We start from the raw sequence: 13,410 nt of genomic DNA, 5'->3' as shown, positions 1-13,410 counted from the left end.
TCGCGGCGCGGGCGCGCGGGGTCGCGGGCGTGGTCCTGCCGCCCGTCATCGCGCTGGCCGCGGTGCTGGCCGTCTGGCAGGTGCTCTCCAGCGACGGGACGGGCCTGCCCGCGCCCACCACCATCTGGCAGGATTCCCGTGACCTGATCCTGGATCCGTTCTTCGACCGCGGCGGGGTGGACAAGGGCCTGTTCTGGCATGCGCTCACCAGCCTGCAGCGGGTGGCCATAGGTTTCAGCTTCTCGGCGGTGGTCGGCGTGGCGCTCGGCGTGCTGGTCGGCTCCAGCCGCTTCGCCCACCGCGCGCTGGACCCGATCTTCCAGGTCCTGCGCACCGTGCCGCCGTTGGCCTGGCTGCCGATCTCCCTGGCCGCCCTGCACGAGGCCAACCCCTCGGCATTGTTCGTGATCTTCATCACCGCGATCTGGCCGATCATCATCAACACCGCGGTCGGCGTGCGGAACATCCCGCAGGACTATGTCAACGTCGGCCGGGTGCTGCGGCTGTCGCCGCCGGAGTATTTCGTCACCATCCTCCTGCCGGCCGCCACGCCCTACATCTTCACCGGGCTGAGGATCGGCGTCGGCATGAGCTGGCTGGCGATCGTGGCCTCAGAGATGCTGCTGGGCGGGGTGGGCGTCGGCTTCTTCATCTGGGACCAGTACAACTCGTCCCGCATCTCCGACATCGTCGTGGCCCTGGTCTGGGTCGGCCTGGTGGGCTTTGCGCTCGACCGGCTGGTCGCGCTCGTGGGCCGTATCGTCTCCCGTGGCGCGGCCGCGGAATAGGAGCCCCTCATGCCCAGCAGAGCCTATCTCTCCATCGAGAACCTCGGCGTCACCTTCAGCCCCGGCGCGAAGGCGAGCGAGGTGCTGAGGGGGGTCGACCTCGCCGTCGGCCGGGGCGAATTCATCTCGATCATCGGCCATTCCGGCTGCGGTAAATCCACCCTGCTGAACGTGGTGGCGGGCCTGCTGCCCGTCTCCATGGGCGCAGTGATCCTCGACAATCAGGCCGTCGAGGCGCCGGGCCCCGACCGCGCCGTGGTGTTTCAGAACCACTCGTTGCTGCCCTGGCTCAGCGTCTACGAGAACGTGCGCCTGGCGGTGGACAAGGTGTTCGGGCGCTCCAGGTCCCGCGCCGATCGACACGACTGGACGCTGGAGAACCTGGCGCTCGTCCAGATGACCCACGCCAAGGACAAGAAACCGGCCGAGATCTCAGGCGGCATGAAGCAGCGCGTGGGTCTAGCCCGGGCGCTGGCCATGGAGCCCAAGGTGCTGCTGCTCGACGAGCCGTTCGGGGCCCTCGACGCGCTCACGCGCGCCAACCTTCAGGACAGCGTCATGGAGATCCACGGCAAGCTGAAGAACACCGTGATGATGATCACCCACGACGTGGACGAGGCCGTGCTTCTCTCCGACCGCATCGTGATGATGACCAACGGGCCGGCGGCGAGCGTCGGCGACATCGTCACCGTCGACCTGCCCCGGCCACGGCGCCGGATCGAGGTGGATGCCACGGAGGCCTACGTGTCGGCGCGCCACTCGGTGATCGAGTTCCTCTACGCTCGCCACGCCAGCTTCCGTCCCGCTGCCTGAAGCCTGTTTTCCGGGCAACCGCTTCGCACCAGGCGCCCATATTTTGCACTGCAGCACGGCCCGGCCGCCGGGCGGGTCGATTCGCCGTGCGACGCGGTGAGACCGCGGGCTACGGGTTTTGTCAGGCCCAGGACAACGGCGTTCGCGGCTACGGACCGGCTCAAGGTTGAGCCTTCCAGCAACCCGGCGAACCCCCCCGTTCCACATCCCGGGCCCTTCCCGTCATGATTTCCAAGAGTTTCCTCAAGTCGGGCCACACCCCCACACTGCTTTCGGCGTTCCTCTACTTCGACCTCTCCTTCATGACCTGGGTGCTGCTGGGCCCGCTAGGCGTGGCCATCGCCAAGGACTTCGGTCTGACGCCGGCGCAGAAGGGCTTCATGGTGGCCGTGCCGGTCCTCGCCGGCGCCCTCCTACGGCTGGTGGCCGGCGTGGCTGTGGACCATATAGGGCCCAAGAAAACCGGCGTCATCGGCCAGCTGATCGTGCTGGCGGGGCTTGCAACGGCCTGGGTGCTGGGCGTCCACAGCTACAATCAGGTGCTGGTGCTGGGCATCGTCCTGGGCGTGGCCGGTGCGTCCTTCGCCGTGGCCCTGCCGCTGGCCTCGCGCTGGTATCCGCCGGAACACCAGGGCCTCGCGCTCGGCATCGCCGGCGCCGGCAACTCGGGCACGGCGCTTGCCGCCCTGTTCGCGCCGGGCCTGGCGCAGGTGTTCGGCTGGCAGAACGTCATCGGCCTGGCCGCGGCGCCGCTGACTGTGGCCCTGGTCGTCTATCTGCTCTTCGCCAAGGACGCCCCGAACCGGCCGCCGCCCAAGAGGTTCGCCGAGTACCTCGACGTCCTGAAGATCCCCGACGCCTGGTGGCTGATGGCGCTCTACAGCGTCACGTTCGGCGGCTTTGTCGGCCTCTCGTCGTCACTCACCATCTACTTCAACGCCGAATATGGTCTCAGCGCAGTCACCGCCGGCTTCTTCACCGCGGCCTGCGTCTTTGCGGGCTCGTTCCTCCGCCCGGTCGGCGGCTATATGGCCGACCGCCTCGGCGGCGTGCGCACCCTCTCGGTGGTCTACGTCCTGGCGGCCCTCGGCCTGGTGCTCGCCAGCTTCCAGCAGCCCAGCCCCTGGGTGGCGCTCGCCTGCTTCCTCTTCGTGATGATGTCCCTGGGCGCAGGAAACGGAGCGGTCTTCCAGCTCGCTCCCCAGCGCTTCGGCAAGGAAATCGGTGTCGTCACCGGCCTGGTCGGCATGACCGGTGGCGTAGGAGGCTTCTACCTGGCCTCCAGCCTCGGCTGGGCCAAGCAGCTCACGGGCTCCTACCAGACCGGCCTGCTGGCCTTCGCCGCATTGGCGCTCTTCGCCCTCGTCGGCCTCACCGGCGTCAAGACCCGCTGGCGCAAGACCTGGCCTGAGCTGGCCGGCGCCGCCGGCGGCCTGCGTCTCTAGGAGTAAGCGTATGACCAGGGAAAAACTCGTCGTCATCGGCAACGGCATGGCCGGCTGCCGTGCGGTGCAAGAGGTGCTGAAGCGCGACCCCGATCGCTACGAGATCACCATCTTCGGAGCCGAGCCCCGGGTGAACTACGACCGGATCATGCTCTCCCCGGTTCTGGCCGGAGAGAAGGCCTTCGAAGACATCGTGATCAACGACGAGGCCTGGTACGCGCAGAACCGTATCACCTTGCACACCGGGTGCACCGTGGAGGGGATCGACCTCACGCAACGGGTGATTCAGGTCGCCGGCCAGCAAGCTTGGCCATACGATAAGCTCATCCTGGCCACCGGGTCGGAGCCTATTCGCCTGCCGCTTCCAGGGTCGGATCTGTCGGGCGTCGTCACCTTCCGCGATCTAGATGACGTGGGGGCCATGATCACCGCGTCGGCAAATCCCGACAGCCGCGCGGTGGTCATCGGTGGCGGGCTTCTCGGCATCGAGGCGGCCTATGGTCTCTCGAAGCGCGGCATGAAGGCGACGGTCGTCCACCTCATGGACGTGCTGATGGAGCGCCAGCTCGACGCCTCCGCCAGCTTCCTGCTCACCGAGGCGCTCGCCCAGAAGGGCGTCGAGACCGTGCTGGAGGCGCAGTCGGAGGCGATCGAGGGCAAGGACGGCAAGGTCACCGGCCTGCGCCTGAAGGACGGCCGGGTGCTGCCTTGCGACCTTCTGGTGATGGCCGTCGGCATCCGGCCCAGCGCAGGCCTCGCGAAGGCGGCCGGGCTGGAGGTGAACCGCGGGGTGGTGGTCGATGACGGCCTGCGCACCTCCGACCCGGCGGTCTTCGCCATCGGCGAGTGCGTGGAGCATCGCGGCCAGTGTTACGGCCTGGTGGCGCCCATCTGGGACATGTGCCGCACCCTGGGCGAGGCGCTCACCGCCGGGACCGGCGCCTACGAGGGCTCGGCGCTCTCCACCCGCCTGAAGGTCTCCGGGGTCGACGTGTTCTCGGCGGGCAAGCATCTGGGCGGCGAGGGCTGCGAGGACATCGTGTTCCGCGACGCCGGGCGCGGGGTCTACAAGCGGATCGTGCTGGAGGACGGCAAGGTGGCCGGCGCGGTGCTATTCGGCGACGCGGCCGATGGGGCCTGGTACTTCGACCTGATGCGCTCCGGCCAGCCGGTCGGCGACATCCGCGAGACCCTGGTGTTCGGCCAGGCCGCCACGGAGGGCCTTCGAGGCCTGGACCCTAGCGCCGCCGTTGCCGCCATGGCCGATACGGCCGAGGTCTGCGGCTGCAACGGCGTCTGCAAGGGCGAGATCGTCAACGCGATCACCGGCCAGGGCCTCACCACCCTGGAGACGGTGCGCGCGGTCACCAAGGCCTCGGCGTCCTGCGGGACCTGCACGCCGCTGGTCGAGAAGCTGCTGAAGCTGTCGCTGGGCGACGCCTTCCAGGCCCAGAGCGGGCCTAAGCCGGTCTGCGGCTGCACGGGCCACGGCCACGACGAGGTGCGCCGCCGCATCGTCGCCGAAGACCTGCGCTCGATCCCGGCGGCGATGCAGGCCCTGGAGTGGGCCACGCCCGACGGGTGTTCGACGTGCCGCCCGGCGCTGAACTACTACCTGCTCTGCGCCTGGCCCGAGGGCTATCGCGACGACCGTCAGAGCCGTTTCATCAACGAACGGGTCCACGCCAACATCCAGAAGGACGGCACCTATTCCGTCGTGCCGCGCATGTGGGGCGGGGTGACCTCGGCCGCCGAGCTGCGGGCCATCGCCGACGTAGTCGACAAGTTCGCCATCCCCACGGTGAAGTGCACCGGTGGCCAGCGCATAGACCTCCTGGGCGTGAAGAAGGACGATCTGCCCGCCGTCTGGTCCGACCTCAACGCGGCGGGCATGGTCTCCGGCCACGCCTACGGCAAGGCGTTGCGCACGGTGAAGACCTGCGTCGGCACCGACTGGTGCCGCTTCGGGACCCAGGATTCCACGGGCCTGGGCGTGCGGCTGGAGAAGTTCATGTGGGGGTCGTGGACCCCGGCCAAGGTGAAGCTGGGAATTTCCGGCTGCCCTCGCAACTGCTCCGAGGCCACGTGCAAGGACATCGGGGTGATCTGCGTCGACTCTGGCTACGAGATCCACGTGGGCGGCGCGGCCGGCCTGCACATCCGCGGCACCGAGATCCTCACCAAGGTGGCCACCGAGGAGGAAGCCATCTGGACGATCTGCGCCGTGGCCCAGAGCTACCGCGAGACCGCCTGGTACCTGGAGCGGATCTACAAGTGGATGGATCGCCTGGGCATCGAATGGATCCGCGCCCAGGTCGCCGACCCGGCCGACCGCAAGGCGCTCTACGACCGGTTCGCCTACTCGCAGCGCTTCTACCGCATCGACCCCTGGGCCGAGCGGGTCGCCGGTCGCGATTCCCACGAGTTCAACCCGCTCAGCCGCCGGATGGAGATGGCCCCCGCATGAACGCCCTCGTGCTCGATCCCATTGCCTGGACCGACGTCGGCGCGGTGACGGACGTCCCGGTGCGCGGCGCCCGCCGCGTCCCCACGCCCACCGGCGATGTGGCTATCTTCCGCACCGGCGACGGTCAGGTCTTCGCCCTCGTTGACCGCTGCCCGCACAAGGGCGGCCCCTTGAGCAACGGCATCGTCCACGGCCATGCGGTGGCCTGCCCGCTGCACAACTGGTCGATATCGCTCGCCACCGGCCACCCGCTGGGGGCCGACGCCGGCAAGGGCTGCGCACCCACCGTTCCGCTGCAGATCCGCGACGGCCGGATCTATCTCGGCCAGCCGTGACACAGGTCCGAACCGCCTGTCCCTACTGCGGGGTCGGCTGCGGCGTGGCTGGTCGGGCTGAGGGGCGCAGCCTCGAGGTCGAGGGCGACGCGGTCCACCCGGCCAACTTCGGCCGCCTCTGCTCCAAGGGCGCGGCGCTGGGCAAGACGGTCAGCCTGGAGGGCCGCCTGCTGCACCCGACGATCGGAGACCGGCGCGTCACCTGGCCGGAAGCCACGGGTCTGGTCGCCCGGCGGTTCGCCGAGACCATAGCCCGCCATGGGCCGGACGCTGTGGCGTTCTACGTCTCCGGCCAGTTGCTGACCGAGGACTACTACGCCGCCAACAAGCTGATGAAGGGCTTCATCGGCTCCGGCAACATCGACACCAATTCGCGGCTCTGCATGGCCTCGGCGGTGGTGGCCCACAAGCTGGCGTTCGGCGCCGACCTTGTGCCCGGCTGCTACGAGGACCTGGACCTCGCAGACCTGGTTGTCTTCTCCGGCCACAACGCCGCCTGGACCCACCCGGTGCTGTTCCGCCGCATGGAGAGCGCGCGGGCCCGCGGCCAGCGCCACGTGGTCATCGACCCGCGCCGCACCGACACGGCGCAGGGTTGCGACCTGCACCTGGCCATCGCGCCACAAACCGATGTGCGGCTGTGGAACGGCCTGCTGGCCGACCTCGTCCGTCGCGGCGCCATCGACCGGGCCTACATCGACGCCCACGTCTCCGGCTACGAGGCGGTCACCGCAGAGCTGGCGCAGGCGGACCAGTCGCCCGCCGCAGTCGCCGCCGACTGCGGGGTCCCGCTCGCCGAGCTGACGGCCTTCTACGACCTGTTCGCCGCCACGCCGAAGACGGTCAGCCTGTTCTCCATGGGCGCCAACCAGTCGGCTCAGGGGGTCGCCAAGGGCTCGGCGATCCTCAACGCGCACCTGGCCACCGGCCGCATCGGCAAGCCCGGGGCCTGTCCGTTCTCGATCACCGGCCAGCCCAACGCCATGGGCGGCCGCGAGACCGGCGGCATGGCCACGACGCTGGCCGCGCACATGGATTTCGACGAGCCGGCCCGCGCCCGCGTCGCCCGCTTCTGGGGGACCGACCGCCTGGCCGCCGGCCCGGGCTTGAAGGCCGTGGACATGTTCGACGCCGTCGCCGCCGGCCGGATCAAGGCGATCTGGATCATGGCCACCAACCCGGTGGTCAGCCTGCCGGACGCGAGCCGTGTCCGCGCCGCGCTGGCCGCGTGCCCGTTTGTCGTGGTCTCCGACTGCGTGGCCGAGACCGACACGCTCGGCTTCGCTCACGTGAAGCTCCCGGCCCTGGCCTGGGGCGAGAAGGATGGCACAGTCACCAACTCGGAACGCCGCATCACCCGCCAGCGGCAGTTGTTCCAACCGCCCGGCGAGGCCCGCGCCGACTGGCGGATCATCGCCGACGTGGCGACGGCCATGGGCCATGGCTCGGCCTTCGGCTGGCGCGCGCCGGTCCAGGTGTTCCGCGAGTGGGCCCGCCTTTCGGCCTACGAGAACACCGACCGCTTCCTCAACCTCGGCCCGATGGCCGGCATTTCGCCAGAGACCTATGAGGCCCTGCAGCCGACCCAGTGGCCGATCACGCCTGCGGGCGGCGGCACGCCCCGGCTGTTCACCGATGGCGTGTTTCAGACCCCCGATGGCCGGGCCCGGCTGCAGCCGGTCGCTGCGCGGGGGCCCGCCGAGGCCACCGATGCCGCCTATCCGCTGGCGCTCAACACCGGCCGGGTCCGCGACCACTGGCACACCATGACCCGCACGGCGCTGGCCCCGGAGCTCTGCCGCCATACGCCCGAGCCCTATGTGGAGATCCACCCCGCCGACGCCGAACCGCTGGGCATCACCGAGGGCCGCCTCACCCGCGTCACCACCCGCCAGGGCGAGGCCGTGGCGCTCGCCCGGCTGAGTGATCGGCAACGCCCCGGCGCGCTCTTCATGCCGATGCACTGGACGGACGCCTTTGCGCCGTCCGGGCGCGCGAACCCGCTGGTCGCGGCGAAGGTCGACGCCCGCTCCGGCCAGCCGGAGTTCAAGCACACCCCCGCGCGCGTGCGGCCCTATCGCGAGACCTGGCGCGGCTTCTTCCTGGCCCGCGCGCCGGCCCGGGCCCCGCCAGGCCTGGACCTGGTCTGGCGGCGCATTCCCCAGACGGCGTGCCAGTTGCACGAGTTCGCCGGCCGCGGCGACGCGGCCGAGCGCGCCGCCGTCAGCCGCGCCCTGGCCCGCGGCGCCGGGCGCGACGTGGCGCGCTACGAGGACCCGGCGACATCGGCGGTCCGCGAGGCCTGGTTCGACGGCGACCGGCTGGACCGGGTCCTGTTCCTGACCACCGGCCCGCAGCTGCCGCCCCGCGATTGGCTGGCCGAACTGTTCGCGCAAGGGCCGCTCAGCGCCGCCGACCGCGCGGCCATCCTGATCGGCCGCGCACCGGGCCGGCCGCTGGACTCCAGTCCGCTGGTCTGCGCCTGCCGAGGCGTCCGCGCCGCCGGCATCAGGGCCGCCATCACCGCGGGGGCGGTGACCGTCGAGGCCGTGGGCGAGGCGACCACCGCGGGCAGCGCCTGCGGCTCGTGCCGCCCCGAGCTCGCCCGCCTCATCGCCGACACGTTCTCCACCGCCTCGCCGCGGGCCGCATAGCGGCGCAGCTTCCGCTGCGGCGCCTAGCGGCCGGTCGAGCCGTGTGCATCATCCCGCCGCCATCAACCGGGACCTCATCATGCTGACCGTCCACCACCTCGGCGTCTCCCAGTCCGAGCGCATCGTCTGGCTCTGCGAGGAGCTGGGTATCGCCTACGACCTGAAGGTCTACGATCGGCGCGCCGACAATCGCCTCGCGCCGGATGACTACAAGGCCCTGCACCCGCTGGGCACCGCGCCGATCATCACCGACGGCGATGTGGTGCTGCCGGAGTCGGCGGCGATCGTCGAATATATCATCCACACCTACGGCGGTGGCCGCTTGGCGGTGCCCCCCGGCGCGCCCAACTACGCCGACTATCTGTTCTGGTTCCACTTCATCAACGGCGGGTTCATGCCCTCGCAGTTCACCGTGATGATCTCCCGGGCTCTGGGTGTCACCGAGGATGATCCGCGCGCCGCCTGGGTGGGCGGACGCGGCGAAGCCGCCTGGGCCCTGATCGAGAAGCGCCTCGGCGAGGTTCCTTACCTGGCCGGTCCCGAGCTCACCGCCGCCGACATCATGATCGGCTTCTCGCTCACCACCATGCGCGCCTTCGTGCCGCGCGACATCTCCGGCTCGCCCAACATCCTGGCCTACCTGCAACGCATCGCCGCGCGTCCCGCCTACCAGCGGGCCATGGCCAAGGGCGATCCGGGGATGGCGCTGATGCTGACCTGATGGCGACGCATCGCTGCGTCGGAGAGTCCGTCGCTGCCGGTGTGGGGATGGTGCCGCCTAGGTGACTCGACACTTCTTGCCATCTTTGCTGTGAAACCATAATGACTTAGGTAGTTTAGGTCAGAAATGGTCACACAGGAAATGCCCACGGATGGTTACACGGGACCCCGCTGGATCAAAGCTGCCGGCGATCCGCCCGGTCTCGTGAAGGACGGTCGGACGGGCATGTACTACGTCCGCCGGAACTTCTCCCCAGGGCCGGGGCAGATCCCAAAACAGGTCGTCCGCTCGCTGAGGACCAAGAGCAAGGCCGAGGCGCTGAAGCGGTTCGACATCGAGGCCGGCAGGGTCCGCGCGGGCATCGAGAAGGTGCGCCCGAAGACCCTCAAGGAGAACGTGGCGTACTGGCAGGCCCTCAGGGCCACCGGCACGACCGACGCGGACGTCGCCTACGACCGCGAGATAGAGCGGCGTCTTGGGCCCGTGCTGGGGGAGGTGACCGACGAACTTGGCGAAGTCGAGCCCGCCTACGATCCGAAGCGCGAAGCTGAGGCGCTGGAGTTTGCCGGGCTCGTGAACGGCACCCGCATTCCGGTGGAGTACCTCGTGGACGACTTCATCGGCGCAAGCCCCGTGAGTCTCCGCTACGTGTCGCGCATCAAGCTGGCCGTCCGGCAGCTTGGCGAGTTCCTGCGGGGCCGTCCTGCGGGGAACAACCTCCGCGCCGTGGACCGGCGCACCGCCTCAGACTTCATCGCCCACCTTGTGAAGACCGAGCGGTCCGTGACGACCGCCAAGTCCAAGCGGTCGGCGCTGTCGAGTTACTGGGATTGGCTGGTCACCCGACGCGACGCCCCAGAGAACGTCTGGTCGGGGCACAAGATGCCCCGCCAGGCTGGGCGGGCCGACGTCCGGGAGTACACCATGGACGAGATGGTCGCGCTGCTGAGAGGCACGGCGGAGCAGCCCATGGCCGACTTCATCCGCGTCGGCGCGTTGACCGGGGCGCGTGAGAGCGAGATCGGGGCCCTGCGTGTACGTGACAGGGTGGGCGGCTGGTTGACCATCCCGAAGGGCAAGACGGAAGCGGCCAAGCGGCGGCTGCCCATCCACTCCGACCTCACCGACCTCGTGAAGCGCCGGAGCGCGGGCAAGAGGCCTGACGACTACCTGTTCCACGACCTGCCGAAGTCCGCGGGCAAGGGCCGCGGGCGACATGAGAAGATGGGCGAGCGATACACCGCGTACCGCCGCAGCGTCGGCGTGGTCGACGTCCGCGAGGACGGGCGCAGCCGCGTGGACTTCCACTCTTTCCGGCGCTGGTTCGTCACCGAGGCCGTGCGGCACTCAGGGCACCCCGAATGGGTCGTCTCGCAGATCGTCGGGCACGCGACGGGCAAGCAGAGCATGACCATCGGGACCTACTTCGGCGGCTCCCTGGACGAGCAGCTGGTGGCCGTTGTGGAGTCCGTCAGACTACCACGCCCAGACTGAGACCGCAGCCGCTCGGCAAGGTGGCGAACGTCCGCGCGACTGCTGGCGCGAGCGGCGCAGGGCGCTCGTTCAGCCGACCCCAAGCAGGTCAACGACATCCGACGCGTTTTCGATGAGCTTGGTTCCAGTTTCGTAGGCCTCGTTGAGCACCCTCAGTTTCGCCGCCCACCCCCCGACCACATCCATGAAGCCCTTGCCCTTTTTCTGTTGAGCAGCAGGAGCGTCCCGCATCGCTGCCTGGAGCTTCACTATGAGCTCGGCGTACGCAATCATCGCGCCGTCCACTCCGAACGCATCGAGGTGGTTGAGCGTGATCGTTAGTAAGCGAAGGTGACGGCGCGCGAGCTGTGCCATCTGCGGGTCGAGGTCCGCGAATGCCTTGCTTCCCAACACCTGTTCGATCTCGGCAAGGAGGTCATTTGACAATTCAGGCTGCCCGGGCCGGTCAAGACCCGTGAGTTTCAGAAAGGACTTCAAGCTCCCGAGCGTCTGGGGTAGCGCCGGAAAAAAATTCACCATGTTGTTGCCGATGTTCGACGGCGTGAACGCTTCCCGTAATTTTCCGGTCACATGAAGGATGCCGTCCTTCATCTCCCCGTCCACGTCGAGGTTGCGGACTTCACTATCTGCAGCATCGGCGGCGTCCAAAACCCAAGCTATGAGCTTGGCAATCTGAGCAGGCGTGGCTCCTGAGCCAATCAACTGCTCCATGTGCGTGTAGGCACCCCATCCCTTCTGCACGTCGAGCATGCGCAGCAGCCCAAGAACGCGACCAACTGAGCTAGACATCTTCCCCCATCCACAATCTCAGCAGGCGGTGCGGCACCGTAAGCCAGGAACGCGATCTGTCCACCACGCCACGTAGCGCGTGCGGGGGACAGAGACCGACCGTGCCCCGACTGAGATGGTTTTGGGGTTACCCTTTCGAGGCGACTCCCGTCGAGGCAACTGATCCCTTTCCCCCCGTGCCCCCCACGGCAGCAGAACGCGAATACGGCGACCTCCGGGCCCGCCTGCACCCCGTGCCGTCCGACTGGTAGCGCGCTGGATGCAGCCCCGGGCAAGAGCCCGAGCTCCGTCCGCTTACCCAGTCGCAGTGAGGCCGTGGCAGGCCCGTCCTTCAAGCATGGCAGTCCCGTCCCTCGGGGCCCCTTGACGTCATGACCACCTACAACGTAACAAACCTCCTATCGCTCGTTTCAGGGTTTGTTATGTCTCATCGCTTCATCGCTTACTATCGCGTGTCGACGCAGGGCCAGGGCGCTTCCGGCCTGGGGCTGGAGGCGCAGCGGCGCGCCGTCGCGGACTACCTGCGGGCGACCGGAGGTGACCTCGTGGCCGCCTTTGAAGAGATCGAGAGCGGGAAGCGTAACGACCGTCCAGCTCTCGCCCAGGCCATAGAACGTTGCCGCCTTACCGGGGCTCGCCTCCTAATCGCCAAGCTGGACAGGCTGTCCCGCAACGCCGCCTTCCTGCTGACGCTCAAAGACAGCGGGACGAGCTTCGTCGCGGCTGACATGCCTGATGCCACGGACCTGACCATTGGGATCATGGCCGTGATCGCCCAGGGCGAGCGGGAGGCCATCTCGGTACGCACCAAGGCCGCCCTCGGGTCCATCAAGGCCCGCCTCGCGTCTGGTGAGGTTCACGTCTCGCGGCGCTCGGGGGCAACCATCAAGCGCCTGGGCAACCCCCAGGGGCTCAGCGTCTCCAGGCCCGACCTGGGAGCCGCTGCAGTCGTCCTGAAGGCCGACACCTTTGCCGAGCGGGTACGTCCCATCGCTGCTGACCTCCGGGGCCAAGGGCTGTCACTGGCTGCCGTGGCCCGGCGGTTGGACGACATGCGCGTCCAGCCGCCCAGGGGCAAGGCATGGTCCGCCATCGCCGTGAAGCGAGTGCTGGAGCGGGGCGCAGGGCCACCACCCTGAGCAGCCCCGACCTGGGCGACCCAAGGAGGTCGTATACCCGCCATGGGCGGCAGGCATGTAGCTCGTCGGTCCTGAGGTGCCGCTTCGGGCCGATTTCCAGGCCTGCATGCGGGAGCGACCAATTACCCCTCACCCTCGGGGAGGAGGTCACCTGCGGGCATGGCTAATTAGTGCCCACCCTAGGACCCACGCGGCCCCAGAGGCCACCCTCGCGGGGCCTTAAAGCCGCCGTCCGCACGGGCGCAACCAATTACAGCCCACCCTAGGAAAGGAGGCGTCCAGACCGCCCTCCAGACGACCCCGACCAATTAGTCAGCAGCCTGGGAGACCCGCCGCCCCTGAGGCCACCGCATGGCAGCCCGGCCCGCGCCCCTCCAGACGACCCCGACCAATTAGGTTGCAGCCTTGGAGACCCCACCCCCCCTGAGGTCGCCCGCTGGGCCAAGTGAGACCACCCCTCCAGTGGGGCGAGGAGGCGGAGACGACCGAGGTGTACCGAGAGTCCGGGGGTTTGGGGGTACTAAGGTAAGACCTAAGAAGAAACCATAGGTCTACCTCTTCAAGGTCTACTTCGTAGTCCTCCTCTTCAAGGTAAACCTAGAGGTCACCCTAAGGGACAACCTGAAGCTCACCTATCGCCAACCTCAAGCCAATCTGCCGGGTCCTCGCCGGTCACCTGAAGCCCGCCCGACGCTCCACCCTGTGGACCAGGGCCGCAGCCCTCCAGCCCCGGCCCCCTCGCGCCACCGCATCGCCCGCCCTCTC

Annotated in this window: 9 protein-coding genes and 1 pseudogene; 9 read left to right on the top strand and 1 reads right to left on the bottom strand. The window is 68.7% G+C overall.

From position 1 onward, the window contains the following. Positions 1-35: 35 nt before the first annotated feature. The 8 genes and pseudogenes from ntrB to xerC all read left to right on the top strand — a co-directional run. Positions 36-788: pseudogene (ntrB, locus tag QZV94_RS05600) on the top strand (nitrate ABC transporter permease); the annotation flags it as partial. Between the two features lie 9 nt (positions 789-797). Then, positions 798-1,601 (top strand): ABC transporter ATP-binding protein, encoded by an 804-nt coding sequence (locus tag QZV94_RS05595; RefSeq protein ID WP_293676823.1) that lies wholly within the window; start codon positions 798-800, stop codon positions 1,599-1,601. A 224-nt stretch (positions 1,602-1,825) separates the two neighbouring features. Continuing rightward, positions 1,826-3,046 carry a NarK/NasA family nitrate transporter gene (locus tag QZV94_RS05590; RefSeq protein ID WP_293676822.1) on the top strand — a complete coding sequence of 407 codons (1,221 nt, stop codon included), beginning with the start codon at positions 1,826-1,828 and terminating at the stop codon, positions 3,044-3,046. Positions 3,047-3,056: 10 nt separating this feature from the next. Continuing rightward, positions 3,057-5,513 carry a nitrite reductase large subunit NirB gene (gene nirB / locus QZV94_RS05585; RefSeq protein WP_293676821.1) on the top strand — a complete coding sequence of 819 codons (2,457 nt, stop codon included), beginning with the start codon at positions 3,057-3,059 and terminating at the stop codon, positions 5,511-5,513. Further along, the gene (gene nirD, locus QZV94_RS05580; RefSeq protein ID WP_293676820.1) at positions 5,510-5,848 is read left to right on the top strand and encodes a nitrite reductase small subunit NirD; all 339 of its coding nucleotides are present in this window, start codon (positions 5,510-5,512) and stop codon (positions 5,846-5,848) included. Before nirB ends, nirD begins: the two co-directional genes overlap by 4 nt. Continuing rightward, the gene (locus QZV94_RS05575; RefSeq protein WP_293676819.1) at positions 5,845-8,502 is read left to right on the top strand and encodes a nitrate reductase; all 2,658 of its coding nucleotides are present in this window, start codon (positions 5,845-5,847) and stop codon (positions 8,500-8,502) included. Before nirD ends, QZV94_RS05575 begins: the two co-directional genes overlap by 4 nt. A 79-nt stretch (positions 8,503-8,581) precedes the next feature. Beyond that, on the top strand, positions 8,582-9,223 hold the full coding sequence (locus QZV94_RS05570) for a glutathione S-transferase family protein (protein ID WP_293676818.1): 642 nt from the start codon (positions 8,582-8,584) through the stop codon (positions 9,221-9,223). Positions 9,224-9,364: 141 nt separating this feature from the next. Continuing rightward, the gene (gene xerC / locus QZV94_RS05565) at positions 9,365-10,717 is read left to right on the top strand and encodes a tyrosine-type recombinase/integrase (RefSeq protein WP_293676817.1); all 1,353 of its coding nucleotides are present in this window, start codon (positions 9,365-9,367) and stop codon (positions 10,715-10,717) included. A 69-nt stretch (positions 10,718-10,786) separates the two neighbouring features. Here xerC and QZV94_RS05560 read toward each other — a convergent pair whose 3' ends face one another. After that, on the bottom strand, positions 10,787-11,467 hold the full coding sequence (locus QZV94_RS05560) for a hypothetical protein (RefSeq protein ID WP_293676816.1): 681 nt from the start codon (positions 11,465-11,467) through the stop codon (positions 10,787-10,789). A gap of 461 nt (positions 11,468-11,928) precedes the next feature. Here QZV94_RS05560 and QZV94_RS05555 point away from each other — a divergent pair, with 461 nt between their 5' ends. After that, a complete protein-coding gene (locus QZV94_RS05555; protein ID WP_293676815.1) occupies positions 11,929-12,645 on the top strand; it encodes a recombinase family protein in 717 nt (238 codons plus the stop codon). The last annotated feature ends 765 nt before the right edge of the window (positions 12,646-13,410 follow it).

The organism is uncultured Phenylobacterium sp., from assembly GCF_902826855.1.
Classification (GTDB): domain Bacteria; phylum Pseudomonadota; class Alphaproteobacteria; order Caulobacterales; family Caulobacteraceae; genus Phenylobacterium.
Note: the sequence above shows the minus strand (reverse complement) of the source record. Positions and strands in the feature narration are given on the sequence as shown.

Excerpts from the sequence above, each read along its gene's own strand:
- xerC (WP_293676817.1), top strand. The coding sequence starts at position 9,365 with ATGCCCACGGATGGTTACACGGGACCCCGCTGGATCAAAGCTGCCGGC.
- QZV94_RS05555 (WP_293676815.1), top strand. The coding sequence starts at position 11,929 with ATGTCTCATCGCTTCATCGCTTACTATCGCGTGTCGACGCAGGGCCAG.
- nirD (WP_293676820.1), top strand. The coding sequence starts at position 5,510 with ATGAACGCCCTCGTGCTCGATCCCATTGCCTGGACCGACGTCGGCGCG.
- QZV94_RS05595 (WP_293676823.1), top strand. The coding sequence starts at position 798 with ATGCCCAGCAGAGCCTATCTCTCCATCGAGAACCTCGGCGTCACCTTC.
- QZV94_RS05590 (WP_293676822.1), top strand. The coding sequence starts at position 1,826 with ATGATTTCCAAGAGTTTCCTCAAGTCGGGCCACACCCCCACACTGCTT.
- QZV94_RS05560 (WP_293676816.1), bottom strand. The coding sequence starts at position 11,467 with ATGCTCGACGTGCAGAAGGGATGGGGTGCCTACACGCACATGGAGCAG.
- nirB (WP_293676821.1), top strand. The coding sequence starts at position 3,057 with ATGACCAGGGAAAAACTCGTCGTCATCGGCAACGGCATGGCCGGCTGC.
- QZV94_RS05570 (WP_293676818.1), top strand. The coding sequence starts at position 8,582 with ATGCTGACCGTCCACCACCTCGGCGTCTCCCAGTCCGAGCGCATCGTC.